The sequence below is a fragment of the Pseudohalioglobus sediminis genome (assembly GCF_008370495.1).
Taxonomy (GTDB): Bacteria; Pseudomonadota; Gammaproteobacteria; order Pseudomonadales; family Halieaceae; genus Halioglobus.
Map to the genome: position 1 here is coordinate 174,714 of NZ_VTUX01000001.1, position 23,843 is coordinate 198,556.

Here is a 23,843-nt window from a genome sequence, read left to right on the forward strand (position 1 = left end):
GCGCGTAAGTTCCACATGGACGACCCGCCAACACGCACCAGCCAGCGACCTCCGTCATCTGTCATGAAACACATCACCTTTACCATTTCCGGGCGCCCCGCTGAATCGCCCCCGCGTTGCCCGGGTGTTTATCGCTTTCTGGATGCGGCCGGGCAAGCGTTGTACATCGGCAAAAGCATCAACCTGCGCGACCGTATTCGCACACACCTGGGCCCGCAGGCGCCCAACACCCGCCAGCATCGCCTGCTGCGCGCCACCGAGCGGGTAGATTGTCGGCCCACTGCCGGGGAGGCAGGCGCCCTGCTGCTGGAAAACGCCGCTATCAAGCAGGAACTGCCGCAGTTCAATCGTCGCCAGCGCGCGCTGCGCCGTCTCTGGTCGATCACGCTGGAGCCCGCCGCCAACGACTACCTGCGCGCGGAACTGTGCTGCTTCGCCGATGACGCCGCCGACATTCGCGCGGCCTACGGACACTTTGGCAGCCGCTATCATGCGCGCCGGGCGCTGGAACGCCTGGCGCGCGCGGAAATGCTGTGCCCACTTACGCTGGGCCTGGAATCCGGACGCGGCCCCTGCTTCCAGCGCCAGATTGGCCGCTGCCGCGGTGCCTGTGCCGGGGAAGAAACCGCGGCGGAGCACAATGCCAGGCTGCTGCAGGCGCTGGAGTCGCGCCAGCTGGCGGCCTGGCCGTGCCCGGGTCCGGTTCTGCTGCGCGAGGCACCGGCAGCGCCACTGCACTGCCAGCCCGCGGAAGAATGGCACCTGTTACACAACTGGATGTACCTGGGCACCTTTACCGGCATCGCCAGCGCCCGCCGCGCCAGCACGGAAGCAGGGTTGATGTTCGATCGCGACACCTACCGGATTCTGCGCGGCGTATTGCGCGATGGCGAGGCGCGACTGTTCAGCCTCGATACCGGCGACCCCGTTGCCTGGGCTGACGCGGCGAGCTCATGAGCATTTCCGTGGTGTGGTTCAAGCGTGACCTGCGCCTGCAGGACCACGCACCACTGGCCGAGGCGATCCGTGCCGGCAGACCGGTGTTGCTGTGTTACTGCTTTGAGCCGGAGCTGATGCAGGATGCGCACTATTCCTCGCGCCACTGGCGTTTTGTTGGCGAATCCCTGCGCGACCTGAATCAGCAACTGCAGCGCTGGAACGCCCGCGTCCATGTATTCCTCGGCGACGCTGAATCAGTATTGCGCACCCTGCACCGCGAACTGGGCATCGCCACAATCTACAGTTATGAAGAGACCGGCCTGCAACTGACCTTCGCCCGCGACCAGGCGGTTACACGTTTCGCCGCTGACGCCGGGATCTGCTGGCAGGAAAGTCCCAGCAACGGCGTTCAACGCGGTCGCCGCGATCGCCGTGGCTGGAACCGCCAGTGGCGCGACATCATGCATAGTCCACAGTCGGTACCCGATTTTCATAAACTGCAGGCAGTGCGGCTGGAGCCGGACGGCGCCAGTGCGGCGCTACTGATGCGTCGCGATGATGCACCCTGGGCAGATGGCGACGACAACTTCCAGCGCGGCGGCCCGACCGCTGCTCAGGCGTGCCTGGACAGCTTCCTGCTGCAGCGCGGACGGGCCTATTCCGGTAACGTGTCGAGTTTCGAGGCCAGTCGCGAGCACTGCTCCCGACTTTCGCCCTACCTGGCCTGGGGCAATCTTTCCATACGCCAGGTATACCAGGCACTGGAGGCCACCCGACATCGCTATGGCTGGGAGCGCTCGATGGCGGCCTTCGAATCCCGCCTGCACTGGCACTGCCACTTTATCCAGAAGTTCGAGATGGAGTGCCGCATGGAATTCGAGGATATCAATCGCGGTTATCGTGAACTGGCGAGGCCGGCCGATGCGACGCTGCAAACGGCCTGGAAAACCGGGCAAACGGGCTTTCCTGCCATCGACGCCAGCATGCGCTGCCTGGCGCAGACGGGCTACATCAACTTTCGCTCCCGCGCCATGCTAGTCAGTTATTTCTGCCACCTGCTGTGGCAGCACTGGCGAGATGCCGCGACCCATCTCGCAGCCCTGTTCCTGGATTTTGAGCCCGGTATTCACTACGCGCAATTGCAGATGCAGGCGGGTGTGACCGGCACCAATACCATCCGCATCTACAATCCGGTCAAGCAGTCGCGGGAGCACGACGCCGACGGCCGCTTTATCCGCCACTGGTTGCCTGAATTGCGCGATGCACCTGATGCCCTGCTGCACGCGCCGTGGGAAGCCACGACTATTGAGCGCCTTACCTGGCTGCAGGGCTATCCGGAACCGGTAATCGACCTGGCCAGCTGCTACCGCCGGGCACGCGAGCGCCTGTGGCAGATGCGCGAGCACAGCGAGGTGGTCAGTGAAAGCCGGCGTATACTGAACCGGCATGTGGAAAGGCAGCCGCGAAGGAAACCGTGAGCGCAACCGTCAGCCGGTAGGCAGGCCCCGGGCAGCGCTCCGGCCGGCGTTATCCATCATCACGGCAACGACGGGTCACGAAAGCTGTGCGTCCCGACCATTCAGGCCACCTCTGCGGAGGCAGTGGCAACGTCTTCCAGTTCGCTGTCTTCCCACTCCACCTGTTCTTCTGGGAAATCCTCCAGTGGCCCGATCACGTCCCGGTCGCGCTCAAACAGGGCTTCGGTTTGCATATGCAGTGACAGCAACCTCGCCACCGCCACTACCGAGTCCCGGTGCGTGCGCTCATAGCCGTGAGAGCTGTCGAGAGCAAAACAGACCAGCGCGGTGCGGATGTCGTTGCCCGCTTCCAGCGCCGCGGCAGCATCACTGCGGTAGAACCGGAACACATCCCGGCTGTGATCGATCTCGAAGGTGTCACAGATACCGCTGAGCCGTCGACTCAGGTAATAGTCGAAGGGACCACTGGAATCCTGCATGGCAATGGTCACGCCGTACTCCGAGGTGTTCTGGTCGGGCGCAATGGTGCCGTTATCCACGGCGATCAGTTCGGCGACATCACCATGTAAAATGTGTGAGGCGCCCACGCCGGTCTCTTCAGATACCGTGAACAACAGGTGGCAATCCATCGGCAGCTCCACGTCGCTCTCAACGACCGCTTTCGCCGCGCCCAGCAGGGCGGCCACGCCAGCCTTGTCATCGAGAAAACGCGATACCCAGAAGCCGTTGTCCAGCAACTCCGGCTGCGGATCGACGGCGATGAAATCCCCCGGCTGCAGGCCCAGTTTGCTGGCATCTTCACGGCTGGCAATGTCCTCATCCAGCCGCAACTCCAGGTTCTGCCAGTTGGCGGGTTGTTCATCAACGCCCTCGTTATACACATGCCCGGAGGCCTTCAGCGGCAACAGCGTGCCGCGAAAGCGTCGGCCGTGATCGGCAAACAGCGTGACCCTTGCGCCCTCTGCAGAGCGCGCCGGCCAGGTACCAATAGGCACGACCTCGAGGCGACCACAGGGTTTCAGGTTCTTCACCATCGCACCCAGTGTGTCGACATGCGCAACGATGGCCCGGTCATGCGCGTGGTCCCTGCCCGGCAGCGTGGCGCGAATCGCGCCGCGACGCGTCAGCTCGTAGTCGATGCCCAGTGCCTCGAGTTGCTGGCAGCAGTATTGCACCACGTCGTCGGTCATGCCCGTGGGGCTGGGTATGGCCAGCAGGGCCAGCAGGGTCTCGCGTATGTAATCAGTATCGATGGGTACAGGCTTCATGCTCGGGTTTCCTCGCAGGATCTGGATGTCGGAAAAAGGTAGTCCAGCAGGCGGGCCGCCGTGGGCTGGGGTTCATGATTGGCCAGCCCCGGGCGCTCATTGGCCTCGATCACCACGTAGGTGGCGGACTCCGGTGCGGGCACGATAAAGTCCAGGCCTACCACCGGGATATCCAGCACGGCGGCAGCCTTCAATGCCGCCCTGACCACACGCGGGTGCAAGGCATCGGTGACGTCGTGCAGAGTACCGCCGGTATGCAGGTTGGCCGTCTTTCTCACCGCCACCGACTCACCGGCGGGCAGCACATCTTCCAGGCTGAATCCGGCCCTGGTGATGCAGCGGGTCGTTTCCTCGTCCAGGGGAATACGGCTCTCTCCTTCCGTGGCCGCTTCCCGGCGGCGACTTTGCTTCGCCAGCAGTTCTCGAATCGTGTGCCGACCGGTGCCGATAATCGTTGGCGGTCGCCGCACGGCCGCCGCCACCACTTCGTTGTCGATGACCACCACGCGCAGGTCCTCGCCTGTCACGAATTGCTCAGCAAGCACCGGCTCACCGGTTTGCGCTGCCCTGGCATAGGCCGCGCATACCTCGGCCTCGTCCCGCAGGTCCACCGCCACTCCGGTACCCTGCTCACCCCGCGCCGGCTTGATTACAATGCGCTCGTGCCGGTGCAGGAAATTCAGGGCATCGTCAGTGCTCGCCACCGACACCTGCTCCGGCGTCTGGATGCCGGCGCCGGAGAGCAGGCGCCGTGTCAGTGCCTTGTCATCGCAGCGGGCCACGGCCACCGCACTGGTCGCATCCGTGAGTGACTCGCGGCAGTGAATGGTCCGGCCGCCGAGGCTGAGATCGAACAGGCCCGCCTCCGGGTCCACCACATCGACAGCGATGCCGCGACGATAGGCTTCATCGGTAATCACCCTGACGTAAGGATTGAGGGCATCGTCTGAGCGCGGACCGATGTACAGCGGTTCATTAATGGCGTTGCGATTCTTGACGCAGTAAACCGGCACCTGCTCAAAGCCCAGGTTGCGGTACAGGGCGATCGCCTGTTCGTTGTCGTGCATGACAGACAGGTCCATGAACTCGCGGCCACGCTGCTGGAAGCGCTGCGCCAGACCCAGCAGCAATGCGCTGCCCACTCCCGGCCTGGCACACTGGGAATCCACTGCCAGGGCCCACAGGCTGGAGCCATTGTCAGGATCAGAAAAAGCGCGGTAGTGGTCAACGCCGTTAACGCAGCCCACGATTTTGCCGGTGCTGGTATCCGTGGCGACCAGGACGAGCATGTCATCGCGCTCGCCAATCGCGTCACAGAAGTCGTCCCGCAGCGGGACCATGCCGTGGGCCAGGTATATGCGATTTACCTCTCGCAGCGCCGACTCGTCTTGCAGCGCTTCTATGCAAATACCGGCTGCACTGCCATCCTGCAGGGTCTGCTGCAGTGACAGGCGGAAGGTATAGGACGGATCGATGAACAACTCCTGCGGCGCCTGCGCGATGATCACCTGCGGATCGCGTATGTACAGGGCCACGTCGCGGCAGCCAGGCTGCTCGCGGCGCAGTTCGTCGGCAAGACTGCTGCTGGAGAAAAACGTCTGCCCGAACAGCAGCCGGCCCCAGCCACAATCCACCACCGCCTCGGCTGCAGCCAGTGCGCGCACATCAGGCGGTGGCGTTCCCCAGTTCTTCAGTGATACCAGTTCTGTATTCTGCATGTTGGATATCTCTCTGTTGTCTTTCCGGTGGCGTGTCACTGCGCGACTGTCCGCTACAGGCTGTGGCTTTGCAGCCAGCTTTCCAGCAAGGCGACCTGCCACAACTTGGAACCATTGAGCGGGGTGATGTGCTCCTCCGGTTCATCCAGCAGGGTGTTGACATAAGACTGGTTGAACAGGCCGCGATTGCGCGCCCTGCTCGAATCCAGCACATCGCTGACGTATTCATGAACGGGGCCACGTATGTAGGTCAGTTCGGGGACGGGGAAATAGCCCTTGGGACGATCGATCACTGCCTTGGGCAGGACTTTCCGGGCCGCTTCCTTGAGCACATGCTTGCCGCCGTTGGCCACTTTCATGCTGGCTGGCACCCGCGCGGCAAATTCCACAACCTCATGGTCCAGGAAGGGCACGCGAGCCTCCAGCCCGAAAGCCATGGTCATGTTGTCCACGCGTTTTACCGGGTCGTCAACCAGCATCACCGTGGTGTCGAGATGCAGCGCCTTGTCTACCGGCCTGCGGCCGCCCTCCCCGGCAAACTGCGACTCGACAAAAGCGCGGGCGAAATCCTCGGCCACGAAGTCGCTGTTGACAGTCCTGGCGTATTCATCGAAATCGCGGTCAGCAAACGCCGCCATGTAATCATCCACCGGCGAGTCACTGTCCAGCATTGGCGGATACCAGTGGTAACCACCAAAAATCTCGTCCGCGCCCTGGCCGGACTGCACCACTTTCAGGTGCCGGGACACTTCCTGGGACAGCAGGAAAAAACCGACGTTGTCATGGCTCACCATCGGTTCTGACATGGCGTCTATGGCAGCGGGCAGCTTGTTCAGCAGGGTGCTGGTGGGCACACGAATCTGGTGATGGTCGGTACCGAACTGTGAGGCAACCAGATCGGAATATTTGAACTCGTCGCCCGCCTCATCGCCAACCGACTCAAACCCCACCGAGAACGTGCTCAGCGAAGACTGGCCCTGTTCCGCCAGCAACGCCACGATGAGACTGGAGTCCACGCCGCCCGAGAGCAGCACTCCAACGGGAACATCCGCCACCATGCGCCGTTTCACCGCCGTGCGCATCACATCCAGCAACTGCTGCTGTACGTCTTCAAAGCTGCCCTCGATTTCGTCGCCGCCCACCTCAAGGCTCCAGTAGCACCAGCTGTCGCGGCGCCCGTCAGGGTAGTAGGTGCGCACGGTGGCAGGCGGCAGCTTGCGCACGCCCTGGAGAATGGTGTGTGGCGCCGGCGCCACCGAGTGAAAACTCATGTAGGTGTTCAGGCCCACCGGATCGATGTCGGTGTCGATATCCCCTGCCTCCAGCAGGGCTGGCAGGGTCGAGGCGAAAGCCAGGCGGCCTCCGGACTCGGCCACATAGAGCGGCTTGATACCCAGTCGGTCGCGGCCGATGACAAAGCGCCCCGTGTTGTGATCAAAGGCTGCGAAGGCGAACATGCCGTTAAATTTCTCCACCGCCTCCACGCCCCAGGCGTGCAGCGCCTTCAGCACCACCTCGGTGTCGCCAGTGGAAAAAAAGCGGTAATTGAGTGCCTGTAACTCGCGCCGCAACGCTTTGTAGTTGTAGATGCAACCATTGAATACCAGGTCAACGCCCAGGTCGGGATCGCTCATCGGCTGGCTGGCATCATCACTCAGGTCGATGACCTTGAGGCGCCGGTGACCGAGTGCAAAATGGTCGCGGGCCAGCACGCCCGAGCCGTCCGGCCCGCGTGGAGCCAGGGTGTCGGTCATGCGCTGGATTGCGCCCCTGTCCGGTTGCTGTCCGTCAAAATGATAAATACCTGCAATGCCACACATAAAGTCAGCCTGAACCTCAATTGGATGATTAGGGAAAGTAAGAAGGGAATGAACTGGTGAGAGTATTCGTCCACATGTTCATGCCCAATATACTAACAGCTCTAATGTTTAGTGGTCAAATTAAAGCCAGCTGTGGCATGATGCGCACTGTTATCAAGGAGGACTTCCCATGGCTGAAACCCCCGCCTGGCAGGGTGTGCTGGTGTCGCTGCGGCGCATTATCCGGGCTACTGATATGCAATCCCGGCGCATGGTCAAGGACTGCGGCCTGACTATCCCGCAGCTGGTGGTGCTGCGCGCAATCGAGTCACAGGGGGACGTCACCACCCGGCGCATCGCCGACCATGTCTCCCTGAGCCAGGCCACGGTGACAACGATTCTTGATCGCCTGCAGTCGCGCCTGCTGGTGGAGCGCATTCGCAATGAACAGGACAAGCGCGTGGTCAATGCCCGCCTCACCGAGGCGGGGCGCAAGACCCTGGCAGCCTCACCCACGCTGCTGCATGAGACCTTTATTGAACGCTTTGAGTCGCTGGGGAAAAAAGAGCAGCAATCGATACTGGACGCACTGGAAAAAGTGGCGGCGATGATGGACGCCGATAAAATTGAGGCGGCGCCGCTGCTGGACGTGCAGAAACCGATTTAACAGCGCGTGTCGCGCGCGGTGGGCGGCACCAGACGGTGCACGGTGGCGGGGGAGAAGCTGCCGCCGGGCAATGCCGGCGGCGCTTGCCTGTCACTCGTGGGCGATAGGCTTGTCGGTAAACACGTAGTCCTTCAATTCCTTGTCAAAGGTTGGGTCCCGCCGACGTATCCACTCCAGCACCATGGCAGCGTGCTCTTTTTCCTCGTCGCGGTTGTGCTTGAGTATGGCGCGCAACTCGTCATCCTTGCAGGCATCCATGCGCTGGTTGTACCAGTCCACGGCCTCCAGTTCTTCCATCAGCGACACGATGGCCCGGTGCATATCGCGGGTCTCGTCTGACAGTTCTTCGATCGGCTCGTGGTAGCCCTCGTTCGACATGTATATCTCCTTGCAACAGGTGGGGTGGTGAGGCCCGGCGGCGTCGCCGTCGGGCACGGTAAAAAAGTATAGCAACATCTCGCTGTAGCGGCGGACACCAGCACAAAAAATTCCCGGCGAGACCCCTCAGGCCTTACTGTCGGGGTTCTGCGTCAGCCGGTAGGGGTCGAGCAAACGCTCCAGTTCCGCGCGATCGAGTCCGGTTTCTTCTGCGGCCACATCCAGCACCGGCCGCCGTTCCGCGTAGCTGCGCTTGGCGATGACCGCAGCTGCCTCGTAGCCGATACGCTGGTTCAGGGCCGTGACCAGGATGGGATTGCTGGCCAGCGTTGCCTCAACCCTGTCCCGATTGACGGTAAATCCCGCCACGGACTCCGCGGTAGCGACGCACGCCCAGCTCAGGGTCTCGAAACCGCTGCACAGTTTTGCGGCGATCAGCGGCAGCATCACATTCAGCTGGAAACTGCCCGACTGGGCGGCCAGCGCAACGCAGGCATCGTCACCGATGACTTCCGCACAGATCATCAACACCGCCTCGGGCAGTACCGGATTGACCTTCCCCGGCATGATGGAAGAGCCGGGCTGCAGCGGCCGCAGCGATATCTCAGCTAGCCCGGACAGCGGCCCCGAAGACATCCAGCGCAGGTCGTTGTTCACTTTGCTCAGGGTAACCGCCAGCGCACGCAGGCAGGCGGAGCACTCCAGCGCCGAATCCTGGCCCGCCATGCGCGCAAACGCGTTATCCGCTGGCGAAAACGTCTGCCCCTGGATGTCGCTCAGGTGTTCTGCCGCCCGCTTGGCGTAGCCCGCCGGCACGTTTACACCGGTGCCCACCGCGGACCCCCCAAGCGGCAGCCTGAGCAGGCGCGGACGTAAATCTGCGAAGCGCTGCCGGCACTCCTCTACCTGGCTGGCCCAGGCGCTGATCTCCTGGCCAAAGGTCAGCGGCATGGCGTCCATGAGGTGGGTCCTGCCGGTCTTGGTGAGGTCGTGCAAATCCTGCGCCCGCTCGGCAAGCGCCGACTCCAGGGCCGCCATCGCGGGTGCGAGCTGCTCTTCCAGGGCACGCGCCGCGGTGACCAGGATCGCGCTGGGAATGACATCATTGCTGCTCTGGCTGCAATTGGCATGGTCGTTCGGGTGCACCTCATGGCCGCAGCTGGCGCTGGCCAGGTGCGCCAGCACCTCGTTCATATTCATGTTGGTGCTGGTGCCAGAGCCTGTCTGGAACAGTGATACCGGAAACTGCTCATCGAATTCCCCTGCAGCTACCCGCGTGGCCGCCCTGTCCAAAGCCGAGGCGATATCGCCTTCCAGCACGCCACAGTCCCGGTTGGCGCGCGCCGCTGCCTGCTTGACCAGCGCCAGGCTGTGCACGAAGCGCGGCGGCATCCTGCGTTGCCGCAGGCCGAAGTTGTCGACTGCGCGCTGGGTCTGCGCTGCGTACAGGGCGTCCTTCGGCACCTTGACCTCACCCATGCTGTCGCGCTCGATTCGATAATCCACGATGACTTCCCCCTGCTATAGTTACCACTGCATTTACTGATAGCATAGCTTGCCCTATACCGGGCAGCTGAATTTTGGAGGTCTTTTCGATGAGCACGCGCTACAGCCGTGAACAGGCACTGAGCACAAACGCAGGTGATTACACGATCTACCCATTCGACCACCTTGACGCCGGGGGCGACACCGGCGCCAGCGGGGCCTCCACCCTGCCCTATTCGCTGAAAATCCTGCTGGAAAACCTGCTGCGCCATGGCGGCGAGGACTTCGTGACCGACGACGATGTGCAGGCCCTGGTCAATTGGGACCCGCAAGCCACGCCGTCACAGGAAATTGCTTTTGTCCCGGCACGTGTGCTGCTGCAGGACTTTACCGGTGTGCCGGCCATTGTCGACCTGGCCGCCATGCGCGACGCCATGATAGAACTGGGCGGCAAGCCGGATCGCATCAACCCGCTGTCACCCGTTGAACTGGTTATCGACCACTCGGTAATGGTTGATTACTTTGGCACTGACGACGCACTGCAGCGCAATACCGAGGTCGAAATACAGCGCAACCTGGAACGTTATCGCTTCCTGCGCTGGGGCCAGCAGGCCTTTGACAACTTCAAGGTGGTACCCCCAGGCACCGGTATTGTGCACCAGGTCAACCTGGAATACCTGGCGCGGGGTGTGTTCACGCGCGAGCAGGATGAGCGCAGCCTCGCCTACCCCGACACCCTGGTGGGCACCGACTCCCACACCACCATGATCAACGGCCTGGGCGTTCTGGGCTGGGGTGTGGGCGGCATCGAGGCGGAAGCCGCCATGCTCGGTCAGCCGGTTACCATGCTGATTCCGCAGGTGGTGGGCTTCCGCCTCACCGGCGAGCTGGCGGAAGGCGCCACCGCCACCGACCTGGTGCTCACCGTGACCGAGGCCCTGCGTGCCCACGGCGTGGTCGGCAAGTTCGTGGAGTTTTTCGGGCCCGGCCTGGCCCACCTCAGCCTCGCCGACCGGGCAACGATCGCCAATATGGCGCCCGAGTACGGGGCCACCTGTGGCATCTTTCCGGTGGACCAGGAAACCATCAACTACCTGCGGCTTACCGGCAGGGATGAAAGCCAGCTGCAACTGGTTGAGCAGTACATGCGGGCAATGGGTATGTGGCATGACGAAAACAGCGCCCCGGCCCGCTATACGGCGGAGCTCGCCCTGGACCTGGGTGATGTGGTGCCGTCCCTGGCCGGCCCCAAGCGCCCCCAGGACCGCATTCCCTTGACCGGCGCCAGAACCGCGTTCCAGCAGGTGCTGCAGGAATACCATGACCTTCGCGCCGTGAGTCCGGAGGAGCAGGACTGGGCGGAGGAAGGCGGCCCCGCGGTGGAAACCAGGGAGGCCGCCCAGGGAGTACCGGTCAGCCGCGACGGAGAACAGTTCAACCTGGAGCACGGCGCCGTGGTGATAGCCGCCATCACCAGCTGTACCAACACCTCCAACCCGGCCGTACTGATCGCGGCCGGACTGCTGGCACGCAAGGCACGTCAACTCGGCCTGCGTACCCGGCCCTGGGTCAAGACGAGCCTGGCACCCGGCTCCAAGGTGGTGACCGAGTACCTGCAACAGACTGGCCTGCTGGAAGACCTGGAAGCGATGGGCTTTTACCTGGTGGGCTATGGCTGCACCACCTGCATCGGCAACTCCGGCCCGTTGCCCGATGACATTACCGATGCCATTCATGCCGGCGACCTGCTGGTGACCTCGGTGCTCTCGGGCAACCGCAATTTCGAGGGCCGCATCCACCAGGACGTGCGCGCCAATTACCTGGCCTCGCCACCGCTGGTGGTCGCATACGCCCTGGCGGGCAACATGGGCGTGGACCTGTACAAGGATGGGCTCGGCGAAGACGCCGAGGGCAACACGGTTTACCTGGCCGACATCTGGCCCAGCAGCGCTGAAATCAATGAGCTCATCGCCAGCCACATCAACCCGGATATGTTCAAGTCCCGCTATGCCGACGTGTTCACCGGAAACGAGGTGTGGAACCAACTGCCGGTGGCTGACAGTGAGCTCTTCGACTGGCCGGACTCCACCTATGTGCGCAAACCCACGTTCTTCGACGGTATGCCGGCAGCGGCGCAGCCCACCCAGGGCATCGAGCAGGCGCGCTGCCTGGTCAAGGTCGGCGACAGCGTCACTACTGACCACATCTCCCCGGCGGGGGCGATCGCCATTGACAGCCCGGCAGGCGAATACCTCATCGCCAACGGCGTCGAGGCCGGGGACTTCAACTCCTATGGTTCCAGGCGCGGTAACCACGAGGTGATGATGCGCGGTACCTTCGCCAACGTGCGCCTGCGCAACGAACTGGCGCCGGGCACCGAGGGCAGCTGGACAACCTGCTTTGAAACGGACGAGGTCATGTCGATCTTCGCCGCGGCGGAGCGCTACCGCGAGCAGGATGTGCCGCTGGTGGTACTGGCGGGCAAGGAGTACGGCACCGGTTCGTCCCGGGACTGGGCGGCAAAAGGGCCCGCGTTGCTGGGCGTCCGCGCAGTGATCGCCGAGAGTTACGAGCGCATCCACCGCTCCAACCTGATCGGCATGGGCATTCTGCCCCTGCAGTACGCGGCGGGGGACAGCGCAGCTTCGCTGGAGCTCGATGGCACCGAGGCATTCAGCATCCCCGCGGTTGCACCGGGGCAGGACACGGTCACGGTGACCGTACAACGCGGCAATGGCAGCAGTTCGCAGTTCGAGGCGGTGATCCGCATCGACACGCCCAACGAATTCGCTTACTTCGCCAACGGTGGCATCCTGCACTATGTGTTGCGCGACCTGGCGGCAAAATAACGGGGACAATGCATGCTCTTTGGTAGATTCACCACAACGCTCGGGCTGTGCTTGCTGCTGCTGGCGCAGCCCGCCGCCAGTGCCTCCCCCGGCTTGACCGAAGCATTGGCAGCACGTCTGGCCAATGCTCCGGCTGAAGTACTCGGCTTCGATTCACAAGAGATCAGCATGGCGGCTGAAGACCGTGAGCTTTACGCTGTCTATCACGAATTCGCCATGCAGCCACTCTGGGTCAGCGATGTCGGCACCGGTATTCATGCCCGCGCCCTGGTCGACGCAATCAGCGATGCCCGCAGTCACGGCCTGTATCCGCGTGACTATCACCTGGACGCCTTGCAGGAAGCATGGGATGCGCGGCAGGCAGAGGAACTGGCCAGGCTGGACATACTGCTGACGCTGGCACTATTGGCCTGGGTCAATGACATCTCCAACGGTCGCGAGCAACCGCGCGCGTCGCATCCGGATCTGTTTGCGGAAGCGGGTACCGGGCGCGCGGACCCGGTACAGGTAGTACGCGATTTTCTCGCCGCTGGCGATCCCGCAAAGTACCTCGATGCACTGCACCCGCAGCACTACTACTATCGCAACCTGCGCAATGCCCTGCCCCGCTACCAGGCACTGGTCGCCAGCGGTGGCTGGCCGCAGGTCAGCACTGGCGCCACACTACACCCCGGTGACAGCGATCCGCGGGTTGCAGCGTTGCGCCGGCGCCTCGCTGTTACCGGAGAATACACCGGTGCCGAAATGATATCGGAAGTGTTTGACCCGGAACTGGTTGAGGCGGTTACCCGCTTCCAGTTCTATCATGGTCTCGCACCTGACGGCGTTGCCGGTGCGCAAACCGTGGCCGCCCTGAACGTCAGCGCAGCATCGCGACTGCGGCAGATAGAAATCAACATGGAACGCTGGCGCTGGATGAGCCACGATCTCGGCAACCCGCATGTGATGGTGGATATCGCCGGCTTTGACGTGCAGGCCGTACTCGACGACAAGCCGCGCCTGGAGATGCGTGCCATTGTCGGCAAACTGCACCACGAGACCCCGGTGTTCAGCGACCGTATCCGCTACATCGAGTTCAACCCCTACTGGAACCTGACACCGAGTATCGCCCGCCACGAGACCATCCCCAGGATTCGCAAGGACCCGAATTACCTGGAAAGCAAGCACATCCGCGTGTTTGATGGCTGGGGCTGGGACGCCAAAGAGCTGGACCCGCGCAGCGTGGACTGGAACAACGTCAGCAACCCGGGACGTTTCAAGTTTCGCCAGGATCCCGGACCCTGGAATGCGCTCGGCACCATGAAGTTCATCTTCCCCAACGAGCACAGCGTCTACCTGCACGACACCCCCAATCACGACCTGTTTGCCAGGGCCGCGCGCAGTTTCAGCCACGGCTGCATTCGCCTGTCGGAGCCCGCTGACCTGGCGGCCTGGATTCTGCAGTTCAACGATGACGATACGCGCTGGAGCATGGAAGATATCCAGGCCGTGCTGGACAGCCAGGAGCGCACGGTGAAAAACCTGAGCCGACCAATGGACGTACACCTGACCTATGAAACGGCCTGGGTGGACATGGAAGGCGCGTTGCATTTTGCAGCGGATATTTACAGCCGCGACCAGCGGCTGGAACAGGCCTTGTACGCCGGCGACGGCGCTCCCTGATCAGGCGATGGGGGCTTCCGCGTCCGCCTCGGGGGGCAATGCCTGTTCCGCGGGCTGGTGCTCCTCGTGGAACTTTTCCACGTGTTTTTCCACCGTTGCCATCCTGCGGCCATATTGGGCGATGTGGAAGGTGGCGTCGCCCTCGTAGACCAACGGCAGGTTGGTCCTGCCAATGACCACACCGTTTTCAGGCGCGACGATCGGGGTCTCGCTGGAACCAAGCGGGTCGGCAACCATGGCGATAACCTGGCCCTTCTCGATCTTGGCGCCCAGCGGCACAAAGGTGCGCAGGATGCCACTTTCGGGGGCACGCAACCAACTGGTCTGGTCGCTGACAATAGGCTTGCGCGGCGGCTTCCTGCTGCGTGATTTCGGCAACATACCGATACTGCGCATCACATTGATGATGCCCTTCACGCCTGCGCGGATGTAGACCTCCTCGAAGCGCAGCGCCTCGCCGGCCTCGTACAGGATAACCGGGATACCGGCATCGCCGGCGCACTCGCGCAGGGAACCGTCGCGTATCTTGGCATCTATCGCCAGCGGCACGGCAAAGGCTTCCGTCATCTCCAGCGCCACAGGATCGTCCAGGTCGGCACGAATCTGGGGGAAATTACTGCGGTGACGGGCTCCGGTATGCAGGTCGATACCGTGCGTGCACTTGCGCACGATCTCACGCACAAAGGTATGTGCCACCCTGCCGGTCAGAGAGCCCTTGGCGGAACCGGGAAAGGAACGGTTCAGGTCGCGCCCGTCCGGCAGGTAGCGGGTGTGGTTGAGAAAGCCATAGACGTTAACGATAGGAATGGCGATCAGCGTACCCTTGATATGCTTCAGGGAACGGTGCTGCAGCAGGCGGCGGATGATCTCCACACCATTGATTTCGTCACCGTGGATCGCGGCGCTGATAAACAGTACCGGACCGGGCCGCTTGCCGCGGACCACCTGGGCAGAGATCGACAGGTCATCATGTGTGTACATGGGTGCCACGGGCACATCGACAGTCACGCGCTGACCGGGGCTGACGGACACGCCGCCAACGACAAATTCACTCACACTCACTCTCCGCCGGGGTTGGCTGGTACGTCATGATTTTACGGCGCGTTGACCGCGCTTGACCTTGCGTTTGCGCCGGCCCTGGACATAGGACTTCGACGGGTCAACCAAATAGTGCTCGCCAATGCCGGTGCGCCCGAGCAGCACGCGAAACTTCATGGTGTCCCGGTCAGTCAGGGTGACTTCCGAGGTAAACCGGTGCTCGCCGATGACCATCTCCGTTTCGATCACGTAGCGCAGTTCCTCGTGCCCGCCCGAGTCGCGCACCACACGCCGGTCCTTGAGCGGGGCTTCACAATGAACCTCCTCGCTGGTATCACCCTGCTGCGGGTGGATACCGAAACGCACCCAGTGACTGCCGTCGCGCTCGAACGGTTCGACATAGTAGGCGTGCAGGCAACTGGTCCTCGCCCCCGTATCCACCTTGGCCTTGATCGCTGCGATACCGATGCCGGGAAAACTGAGCCACTCGCGCCAGCCGAGAACTGGCTTGTCTGTACTCATTCGCCGCTTCCGCTATCAGCACCCGCCTGCCCATCCAGCAACTGCGTATCCAGTTCCTGCACCACCGGGCGGCGCTTGCGTTGGGTGCGGGCGGGCACCATGCCGCGCATGGCCTCCAGCTTGCCAAAGCAAAGCAGTTTGTCGCCGGGCTCCAGCACACGTCCGGCGCGCGGGTTGGGAATCACCTTGGAGCCACGATAAAGAGTCAGCACATTGATATCGCTCTCGGCCAATTTGGTTTCCACAATCGTCTGGCCGATAAACTTGGAACCCTCGGGCACAAAGATCTCGGTAACCCCGTAACCCTTGCTGACGGTGAGCCGCTGGCGCAGGTCGATCTCGGGGAAATCCACCTGCGCGGCGATATAATCGACCACCGCGCCGGCAATATCGAGTTCAGTGCAGCTCTCTATGCCTTCCAGGCCGGGCGAGGAATTGACTTCCATGACCTGCGGCCCGTCCTTGCCCTCGAGCATGTCCACGCCGGCCACGCGCAGGCCGAGTATCTGGGCGCAACGCACCGCCGTCTCCCGGTACTGTTCATCGAGGTCGATCGGCTCTGCGATACCACCGCGGTGCACATTGCTGCGAAATTCCTGGCCTTGGGCCACGCGCCGCATGGCCGCTACCACCTGGTCGCCCACCACAAACGCCCTGACGTCCTTGCCCTTGCTCTCGGCAACAAACTTCTGGATCAACACGTTCTGCTTCTGGCTCTGCAGGAGCTCGATTATTGACTCAGCCTGCTTCTCCGACTCTGCCAGCAGCACGCCAATGCCCTGGGTACCCTCGATAAGCTTGATAATGACCGGCGCACCGCCGACGCGTTTGATGGCCGGCAGTACGTCTTTCTTGTCACGCACGAAAGTGGTGCGGGGAATGCCGACATGGTGGCGACTGAGGATCTGCAGGCTGCGCAGTTTGTCACGTGAGTTGGTAATACCGTGTGCCGTATTGGCACAGAAGATGTCCATCTCCTGGAACTGCCTGACCACGGCCGTGCCGTAATAGGTGATCGAGGCGCCGATACGCGGCAGCACCGCATCATAGGTGCTGAGGTGTTTCTGCCGGTAATACAGGTCCGGGTTACCCCGGTCCAGGTCAATGGCGAACTTGAGCGTATTGAGCACCTTCACCCGGTGTCCACGCTGTTCTGCCGCCTCCTTGAGGCGCCTTGTACTGTAAGCCTGCGGACTGCAGGACAATATTGCTAGTTTCATGTTTTATTTCCGCTCTAGTGGACCACACCCGGGTATTCCAGGCGGGTCAGGTAAGTTGTCGTGATCGCGCGCACGGCATCCGCGTCGGCCGCGCCAAGCGCTTCATCGTAGACACGTTTCGCCTCGCGTGTGTCCATCGCCCGCAGCAGCCACTTTACAAGGGGCAGGCGCGCAGCGCTCATGCTCAGGCGGCGCATTCCCAGAGCCACCATCAGTATCACCGCATGGGGATCTGATGACAATTCTCCGCACAAACTCACGGGCAGCTGCAATTGCCCGGCAATGCTCACTATGCGCTCGATCTCCGCGATAACGGCCGGATGCAGGTGGTCATAGCGGCCGGCGACGCGCGGATTGTTCCTGTCTACCGCGAGCACATACTGGCTGAGGTCGTTGGAACCGATGGAAACAAAGTCAATCAGCTCCCGCCATTTCGGCAACTGGGAAATCGCCGCGGGCACTTCGACCATAATACCCATGCGCGGGCGCTGCGTCTGCACACCTTCGCTCTCGAGCTGGGCCATCGCCTCAGTCACCAGCACGTGGAAGTCGCGCAGTTCCGAGAATGAACTCACCATCGGCAGGATAATATTCAGGTTGCCATGACCGACACCGGCACGCAGCATCGCCCTGATCTGGGTCAGCAGCAGTGGTGAGTTATCCAGGCAGAAGCGTATACCGCGCCAGCCCAGCGCCGGGTTTTCCTCGCTGATTGGGAAATATGGCAGCGGCTTATCCGACCCCACATCCAGTACGCGCATGTACACGGGCTTGTCGGTGTAGGCGGCAATGACCTCACTGTACAGCGCGCACTGTTCATCCTCCGAGGGGAAGGTCTCCCTTACCATGAAGGGAATTTCCGTGCGGTATAAGCCCAGGCCCTCGGCGCCATTGATAAGGCCGGGCATGATATCTGCGGTCAGCCCGCTGTTGGCGAACAGCTCAACCCGCACCCCGTCACGGGTAATCGCCGGTGCATCCCGCAGTTCGGCCAGCTGATGATTGAATGCGAGCTCATCGGTGCGCAGGCGTTCATATTCATCGCACAACAGGGCATCCGGGTGCAGTACCACTTTGCCGGTGTGCCCGTCCACCAGCATCGTTTCGCCCTCGGCAACATCCTTCAACTCCCCCACTGCCATCACCGCCGGAATGCCCAGGGCGCTGGCCAGCACAGCAGTATGCGAAAGCAGGGAGCCGTGGAAGCACACCACGCCGGCTAATTTTTCGGCGGGGATGGCGGCAATATCCGAGACGCTGACGTGAGCCCCCACCAGCACCACGGGACCATCTGTTTGCAGTGGTTTGGTGTCCGTGCTCTGCAGCAGCGAGGCATACAGCCGATTACCCAGATGGCGGATGTCTTCATGGCGTGCGCGCAGATAGGGATCATCCATTGCCAGGAACAGGTCGGCAAAATGCTGCACCGTCGCACGCAGCGCCGACGGCAGACTCTTGCCCGCGCGGATACCTTCAGCAACGCCTTCGGTCAGCACCGGATCTGAAAGCAGCATGTGATAGGCGTTGAATATCCCGGCAATCTCATGGGACAGACCCAGGTCGAGTGCATCGCGCTCAGCAGCGACCTCAGCCTGCACCCGCGCTAACAGGGCACGCCAGCTCTGGAGTTCATCGTCAATGCTGGCGCAGGCCTGCTCGGACACGCTGAACAGGTCGGGAACCTCGCACAGCCGGGCGGCTCCGACACCGATACCCGGGGCACCGGCAAGCCCGGTTACCGTGCGCGCCGAGAAATCTGCCGCCAGGTGCCAGTCATCCCAGTTGGCCACCACCAGCGCCAGTTGCGCCGCCAGCGTCACCAGGAATCCTTCTTCCTCTGCGCTGAAGGCGCGCGGCGCCAGGCGTTGCACCGCCAACACGCCAATCATGGCGCCGCGCCGTACCAACGGCACCGCGCAGAAGCTGTGATACTGCTCTTCTCCGCTGCCGGGAATGAGCTCGAAGGCGGGGTGTGCTGCGGGCTCCACCACGTTCACCGGATGCAGTGACGCGCCCACCTCGCCTACCAGTCCCCTCCCCGCAGGCAGGCGCGCCTTGCCTACGGCGCGGACGTCGAGGCCATGGCTGGCCACCAGCACCAGTTCGTCGCGCTCGCTGCGCAGGTACAGCGAGCACACGTCCACGGCCATTTCCTGCTGGATACCATCGACAATGCAATTCACCTGCACAGCGGGGCTCTCGGCCTCTACAGCCGTTTGCACAATGCGCGTCAGCGACGAGAATACCGACATGGCGGGTCAACGATCCCCGGCGTTTTCGAGCACCAGTTTGCCATCGAGATGTACGTCTCGCTGGGGGAAGGAGATAACGACCTCGTGCTCCCTGAACAGTGCGTCTATCTGGTAGCGCAGGTCGCTGCGAATCACCCGCAGGCTGCGCTCGGCAGTGGCGTGCACCCAGACGTTGAGGTCAAAGATCAGTGAGTTATCGCCAAAATCATCGAAAATCACCGAGTACTCAGGATCCTTCAGCACCTGGGCATGTTCCTCTGCCGCCTGGCGCAGTAGCTGCGTCACCAGGTTGATATCAGAGCCGTAAGCGACACCGACGCGCACACTGGTGCGCACCAGGCGGTCGATCAGCGTCCAGTTGGTGACCGTGTTTTCCAACAGGTAGCTGTTCGGCACCAACAGGTGGACCCCGTCTACCCGGCGGATACACGTGGATCGCGTATTGATGGATTCGACCGTGCCCCGCACCTCGCCCATTTCCAGGAAATCACCGATGCGTATGGGGCGTTCCCACATCAGTATCCAGCCACTGATGAAGTTGTTGATGATGTTTTGCGCACCGAAGCCGACGCCGATGGCAATGGCGCCGGAAATGAACGCGAACGCCGCCAGTGGTATGCCGAGGAAATCCAGCGTCATGACGCCAAGCACCACGAAACCGATGACGATGTAGGCCCGGGAAATCATTTGCACCGCATCGGCATTGACCTTGCGGGCGAGCAGTTTCGAGCGCACCAGCTTGCTGGTCCATATCACCACGCAAACGCCAATCACGGTGAACAGGGCCACAGACAACAGCTGGCCAAGGGTCAGGCTGTGTTCACCGACGCTCAAAAGCTGAACGCTCATGATATGCTTGATTTCTTCCATGCCTCAGGACCTGCTCATGTCTTCTGCGTGTGTGCGCCAACACCCCCGTGGGCCCGGCGCGCCCGGGCGCGAGTCTGTTGCAACCGGGGGCTGTTGAGAATAGCGCATGTTTGGCACTTTTTATCACAATTTTCGTGCTCGCGTGCGCAACGCCTTGTCGCATTATTGTTAACAACTGATTTCGGGGCCCGCCATGATAAGAACCGTGCTTACAAGCAACGACGGCGTCCGCCAGGAAGGTGGCATAGAACTGTTGTCACTGTGGCGCGACGACCAGGCGAACTGGCTCTGGCTTGATATAGAGGACAGCGCCAGTGAGGACAGCAGGGCCCTGCTCGAATCCATGGGCTGCAACCCGCTGGCGATAAATGATGCTTTTCGCATGCGCCACCCGCCGAAGATAGAAGCCTTCGATGAGCACTGTTTCCTGCTGTTTCGCGGTATCGCGCGCATGGACGCCACCCTCGAGGTTGAGCACCAGCAGATCGCCGTGTGGGCCGGTGAGCGCTTCCTGATCACGTTTCACCGGCAGGCGTCGATCAGCGTCAACCACATCTGGAACAGGCAATCCAGTGAGCCCAGCCCGCGCGCGCCCGGGGAACTGGCGCTGATGCTGCTGCACTATGCCTGCGGACGCTACCTCGACACCCTGCTCGAGTTCGAGGACCGCCTCGGCGATCTCGAGGACGGCCTGCTCAGTGAGCATTCCGAAGAGGACATGAAAGCGCTGGTTGCCTACCGTACCCGCTTGCGCAAACTCAGGCGCACCTTCAGCTATCACAAGGACATCACCGAGCAGGCGCTGCGTTTGCCGCAACAGCTGTTCCCGCACCTGGGGGAAGAGTTGGAGCACGTGCGCCGGGACGTCTACGACCGCTGCGAGCGATTGCACAGCCTGTGCCAGATGTACTACGAGTTATGCGGAGACCTGGTAGAGGGCCATATCTCGCTGTCTTCGCATAACCTGAACCAGACCATGAAGGTGCTGACCATCATCTCGGCGCTGTTTGTGCCCTTGACCTTTATCGCCGGCATCTACGGGATGAATTTCGAGGTTATGCCGGAGTTGCGCTGGCCTTATGCCTATTTCGTGGTGCTCGGATTCATGGCCACGCTGACCGTCGCCCTGCTCATCCTGTTCCGCCGCGTCAGGTGGCTATGAGGTCATCGCGAGGACAGCGCCGTGTTTCCAGCGGCGCGACGGCCTGACGGCGCAGCGGCGCTACAAAACGATGGCTGTAGCCAGCGCCAGCATCAGGCCCATGCCGACAATGTCTGTCATTGTGGTCAGGAAGATGCTGCTGGCCATGGCCGGGTCGGCACCCCAGCGTTTGAGCGTCAACGGCACCATGACACCGAACAGGCCACTGCACATGCAGGCCCCGGTCATGGCGACAAGAATCACCAGCGCCAGCATGGCGGGTTCCTGCATGCCCATACCCGAGGCGTAGACCCACATGGCGGCTGCCGCCACCAGCCCCACCAGGAAGCCGTTGAGCGCACCGAGTGTGATTTCCTTGGCGACCAGTTTCTTCACCGGGTAATCGCCCAGTTCACCCAGCGTGATTCCACGCAGGGTAATCGCCAGTGCCTGGCAACCGGTGTTGCCACTCTGGCCGGCCAGCACAGGCAGGAACACGGCCAGGGCAACAATCTGTGCGATCGTGCTCTCGAATACACCGACCACAAAGGCGGCGGCAAACGCGGTGAGCAGGTTGATCTGTAACCAGGGATGCCGCATGCGGAATGACTCGAGCAAGGGCGTGCTGATACGCTCCTCCTTGTCCAGGCCCACCAGGGTACCGGTCTGGGCATTGATCTCCCCGGCCACGCACTCAAACAGTTGCCAGCCGTAAATCACGCCCTGCAACACACCGTCCTCGTCAACCACGGGGTACAGGCGGTAATGTTTGTTCAGCGCGGCCTGTACCGCATCACCCAGGCTTGTTGCGGGCGTAAAGCTGAACGGTTCCGGCGTCATGATTTCCGCCACCACCTGCCCAGGCTTGCTCAGCAGCAGGTCTCTCAGGGTCACCACACCGAGCAATACACCGCGCTCGTCGACCACGTAGAAATACGTTACCTCGGTAACAGACTCCCGGTGCACAATGTCGTCAATGGCACCCGCTACGGTTGTAGTGGGCGACACCGTGCCGATTGCCGGCGACATTATCTCACCGACGCTGACATCCAGGTCACCTACCAGCGCCACCGTCTCGGCACCCTCGGGAGAGATGCTGCCCGGCAGGTGTGAGGCGATGTCCAGCGCCTGCTGCCCGGGCAGTGCCGCCAGAACTTCCTTGATGGATTCGCTGGGCTGCGCTCCCAGCAGCGAGGCCGCCTCGACAGGATTGAGGTCCTGTACGTTCTCGAGCAAGTCTTCTTTATCGTGTGATATCACGATTCCTCCTCCGCCGAGGGCGGGGTCATGGTGCTACCAAGGTAGGCGAAATTGTTTAATTTGTCAGAGAGACGTCGGGAATAGGGAATGAAATTGATCATTGCGCCGAAAACAGGAATCGTAGTGACCCGGGATAAGGTGCGACGGAACTGTTCACCGGAAATCTGCTCGATTTCCCGTGAGAAGTTTTCCAGGCCAAAAATAAACAGGATGACCGCGGTCACACCTGCCAGCAATACCTGGAAATGCTCCATGACAATGAGTCCGGTACTAGCTGCGCTGCGCGGGCTTAGTCAACGCCCGGAGCCAGTGCTTTACCCGCCTTGCGGTACCAGAGCTTGAGCCCCTCCCAGATATCCTCGGCGGTGTCGGCGTACCAGAATAGATCGCGATCCTCGTCATCGATGACTCCCTCATCAGCCAGAAAATCAATATCGACCAGCCTGCGCCAGAAGCTCTCGCCAACCAGCACTACCGGCAATGGCTCGATCTTGCGCGTCTGTATCAGGGTCAGCGTTTCGAACAGCTCATCAAGCGTGCCGTATCCGCCCGGGAACGCCACCAGGGCACGCGCCCTCAGCATAAAATGCATCTTCCTCAGGGCGAAGTAGTTGAACTGGAAACACAGCTCCGGCGTGAGGTAGGGATTGGGAAACTGTTCCCTGGGCAGGGTAATGTTGAGACCCACCGTTTGCGCACCCGCCTCGCTGGCGCCGCGATTAGCGGCCTCCATAATGCCCGGCCCGCCGCCTGTCATCACTACCAGCCGGTGATCAGACGGCCCGCCTCCGGACGCCGCCACCAGGCTGGAAAAGTCCCTGGCGACCTCATAGAAATGACTCTTTTCCAGAACGCGTTCGGCTACGGCAAGCTTGCGCTGCAGCGTGACATCATCTGGCTGTTTATCCAGCTGCGCGCGCAGGCGTTTTACCGACTTTTCCGATTCACCGAGTTCGGATATGCGGGTTCCGCCAAAGACCACAATCGTGTTTTCGATACCCAGCTCGCGCATGGTCAACTCGGGCTTGAGGTAATCCAGCTGCAGCCGCACGCCACGGGCATCGCTGCCCTGCAGGAAAGCCACGTCCTCGGTGGCCGGTATATAAGCAGAGGACTCGAGTATACGATCAATACGATGGGCCTCGTGAAAATCAGCGGCCATCTCCTCGTGCTTTTCCCCGGGCAGGCGGCTCTTCCTGTCCAGCGGATGGGCGGGCTCGGGAATCTGGTCACGAGATGTCGCATCGTCCATATCTGTCTACCTCAAATGCGCAGATAAAAGTTGCATACGGCTACC

At 61.9% G+C, this 23,843-nt stretch carries 18 protein-coding genes and 3 pseudogenes; 7 read left to right on the plus strand and 14 right to left on the minus strand.

Translation table 11 applies throughout. From position 1 onward, the window contains the following. The first annotated feature begins 15 nt into the window (after positions 1 to 15). Both F0M18_RS00765 and F0M18_RS00770 read left to right on the plus strand, forming a co-directional pair. Positions 16 to 957, plus strand: a complete 942-nt coding sequence (locus F0M18_RS00765; protein WP_149609478.1) for a GIY-YIG nuclease family protein — start codon at positions 16 to 18, stop codon at positions 955 to 957. Further along, positions 954 to 2,417 (plus strand): FAD-binding domain-containing protein, encoded by a 1,464-nt coding sequence (locus F0M18_RS00770; RefSeq protein WP_149609479.1) that lies wholly within the window; start codon positions 954 to 956, stop codon positions 2,415 to 2,417. Before F0M18_RS00765 ends, F0M18_RS00770 begins: the two co-directional genes overlap by 4 nt. 101 nt (positions 2,418 to 2,518) lie before the next feature. Here the strand turns inward: F0M18_RS00770 and F0M18_RS00775 are convergent, their stop codons facing one another. The 3 genes from F0M18_RS00775 to F0M18_RS00785 are packed head-to-tail and all read right to left on the minus strand — an operon-like array spanning position 2,519 to position 7,223. Further along, positions 2,519 to 3,685, minus strand: a complete 1,167-nt coding sequence (locus F0M18_RS00775; RefSeq protein WP_149609480.1) for an osmoprotectant NAGGN system M42 family peptidase — start codon at positions 3,683 to 3,685, stop codon at positions 2,519 to 2,521. Beyond that, positions 3,682 to 5,403: an N-acetylglutaminylglutamine synthetase gene (gene ngg / locus F0M18_RS00780; RefSeq protein ID WP_149609481.1), complete on the minus strand. Its 1,722-nt coding sequence runs from the start codon at positions 5,401 to 5,403 to the stop codon at positions 3,682 to 3,684. Before ngg ends, F0M18_RS00775 begins: the two co-directional genes overlap by 4 nt. 53 nt (positions 5,404 to 5,456) lie before the next feature. Continuing rightward, positions 5,457 to 7,223, minus strand: coding sequence for an N-acetylglutaminylglutamine amidotransferase (locus F0M18_RS00785; RefSeq protein ID WP_149609482.1), 1,767 nt, complete (start codon positions 7,221 to 7,223; stop codon positions 5,457 to 5,459). Between the two features lie 169 nt (positions 7,224 to 7,392). Here F0M18_RS00785 and F0M18_RS00790 point away from each other — a divergent pair, with 169 nt between their 5' ends. Continuing rightward, entirely contained in the window at positions 7,393 to 7,869 is a 477-nt protein-coding gene (locus F0M18_RS00790) for a MarR family winged helix-turn-helix transcriptional regulator (RefSeq protein WP_149609483.1), read from the plus strand. Positions 7,870 to 7,959: 90 nt separating this feature from the next. Here F0M18_RS00790 and F0M18_RS00795 read toward each other — a convergent pair whose 3' ends face one another. Together F0M18_RS00795 and F0M18_RS00800 are read right to left on the minus strand one after the other, a co-directional pair. Continuing rightward, positions 7,960 to 8,247: an encapsulin-associated ferritin-like protein gene (locus F0M18_RS00795; RefSeq protein ID WP_149609484.1), complete on the minus strand. Its 288-nt coding sequence runs from the start codon at positions 8,245 to 8,247 to the stop codon at positions 7,960 to 7,962. Positions 8,248 to 8,373: 126 nt separating this feature from the next. Then, positions 8,374 to 9,726 (minus strand): class II fumarate hydratase, encoded by a 1,353-nt coding sequence (locus F0M18_RS00800; protein ID WP_149610078.1) that lies wholly within the window; start codon positions 9,724 to 9,726, stop codon positions 8,374 to 8,376. A 116-nt stretch (positions 9,727 to 9,842) separates the two neighbouring features. On the opposite strand from F0M18_RS00800, the gene acnA reads away from it, so the two are divergent. The 3 genes and pseudogenes from acnA to F0M18_RS20165 form a co-directional block, all read left to right on the plus strand. Next, positions 9,843 to 12,581, plus strand: a complete 2,739-nt coding sequence (gene acnA / locus F0M18_RS00805) for an aconitate hydratase AcnA (RefSeq protein ID WP_149609485.1) — start codon at positions 9,843 to 9,845, stop codon at positions 12,579 to 12,581. 168 nt (positions 12,582 to 12,749) lie between these two features. Next, positions 12,750 to 13,376 (plus strand): annotated as a pseudogene (locus tag F0M18_RS20160) (hypothetical protein); the annotation flags it as partial. 153 nt (positions 13,377 to 13,529) lie between these two features. Then, positions 13,530 to 14,243, plus strand: a pseudogene (locus F0M18_RS20165) (L,D-transpeptidase family protein); the annotation flags it as partial. On the opposite strand, the gene F0M18_RS00815 reads toward F0M18_RS20165, so the two are convergent. The 6 genes and pseudogenes from F0M18_RS00815 to F0M18_RS00835 form a co-directional block, all read right to left on the minus strand. Next, the gene (locus tag F0M18_RS00815; RefSeq protein ID WP_149609487.1) at positions 14,244 to 15,299 is read right to left on the minus strand and encodes a succinylglutamate desuccinylase/aspartoacylase family protein; all 1,056 of its coding nucleotides are present in this window, start codon (positions 15,297 to 15,299) and stop codon (positions 14,244 to 14,246) included. Positions 15,300 to 15,329: 30 nt separating this feature from the next. Beyond that, positions 15,330 to 15,803 carry an ATP-dependent zinc protease family protein gene (locus F0M18_RS00820; protein ID WP_149609488.1) on the minus strand — a complete coding sequence of 158 codons (474 nt, stop codon included), beginning with the start codon at positions 15,801 to 15,803 and terminating at the stop codon, positions 15,330 to 15,332. Next, positions 15,800 to 16,090 carry a cation:proton antiporter regulatory subunit gene (locus tag F0M18_RS20070; protein WP_394349381.1) on the minus strand — a complete coding sequence of 97 codons (291 nt, stop codon included), beginning with the start codon at positions 16,088 to 16,090 and terminating at the stop codon, positions 15,800 to 15,802. The genes F0M18_RS00820 and F0M18_RS20070 overlap by 4 nt, the downstream gene beginning before the upstream one ends. A gap of 9 nt (positions 16,091 to 16,099) precedes the next feature. After that, positions 16,100 to 17,023, minus strand: a pseudogene (locus F0M18_RS00825) (ATP-grasp domain-containing protein); the annotation flags it as partial. 14 nt (positions 17,024 to 17,037) lie between these two features. Next, complete coding sequence (gene ptsP / locus F0M18_RS00830) at positions 17,038 to 19,275, minus strand: phosphoenolpyruvate--protein phosphotransferase (protein WP_149609490.1); 2,238 nt, start codon at positions 19,273 to 19,275, stop codon at positions 17,038 to 17,040. A gap of 6 nt (positions 19,276 to 19,281) precedes the next feature. Then, positions 19,282 to 20,145, minus strand: a complete 864-nt coding sequence (locus F0M18_RS00835) for a mechanosensitive ion channel family protein (protein WP_149609491.1) — start codon at positions 20,143 to 20,145, stop codon at positions 19,282 to 19,284. A 205-nt stretch (positions 20,146 to 20,350) separates the two neighbouring features. On the opposite strand from F0M18_RS00835, the gene F0M18_RS00840 reads away from it, so the two are divergent. Beyond that, positions 20,351 to 21,307, plus strand: coding sequence for a magnesium transporter CorA family protein (locus F0M18_RS00840; RefSeq protein WP_262500787.1), 957 nt, complete (start codon positions 20,351 to 20,353; stop codon positions 21,305 to 21,307). 60 nt (positions 21,308 to 21,367) lie between these two features. Here the strand turns inward: F0M18_RS00840 and F0M18_RS00845 are convergent, their stop codons facing one another. The 3 genes from F0M18_RS00845 to F0M18_RS00855 are packed head-to-tail and all read right to left on the minus strand — an operon-like array spanning position 21,368 to position 23,798. Continuing rightward, on the minus strand, positions 21,368 to 22,546 hold the full coding sequence (locus tag F0M18_RS00845; RefSeq protein WP_149609493.1) for a magnesium transporter: 1,179 nt from the start codon (positions 22,544 to 22,546) through the stop codon (positions 21,368 to 21,370). Next, complete coding sequence (locus tag F0M18_RS00850) at positions 22,543 to 22,800, minus strand: hypothetical protein (RefSeq protein WP_149609494.1); 258 nt, start codon at positions 22,798 to 22,800, stop codon at positions 22,543 to 22,545. The genes F0M18_RS00845 and F0M18_RS00850 overlap by 4 nt, the downstream gene beginning before the upstream one ends. A gap of 35 nt (positions 22,801 to 22,835) precedes the next feature. After that, positions 22,836 to 23,798 (minus strand): LOG family protein, encoded by a 963-nt coding sequence (locus tag F0M18_RS00855; RefSeq protein WP_149609495.1) that lies wholly within the window; start codon positions 23,796 to 23,798, stop codon positions 22,836 to 22,838. Positions 23,799 to 23,843: the final 45 nt, after the last annotated feature.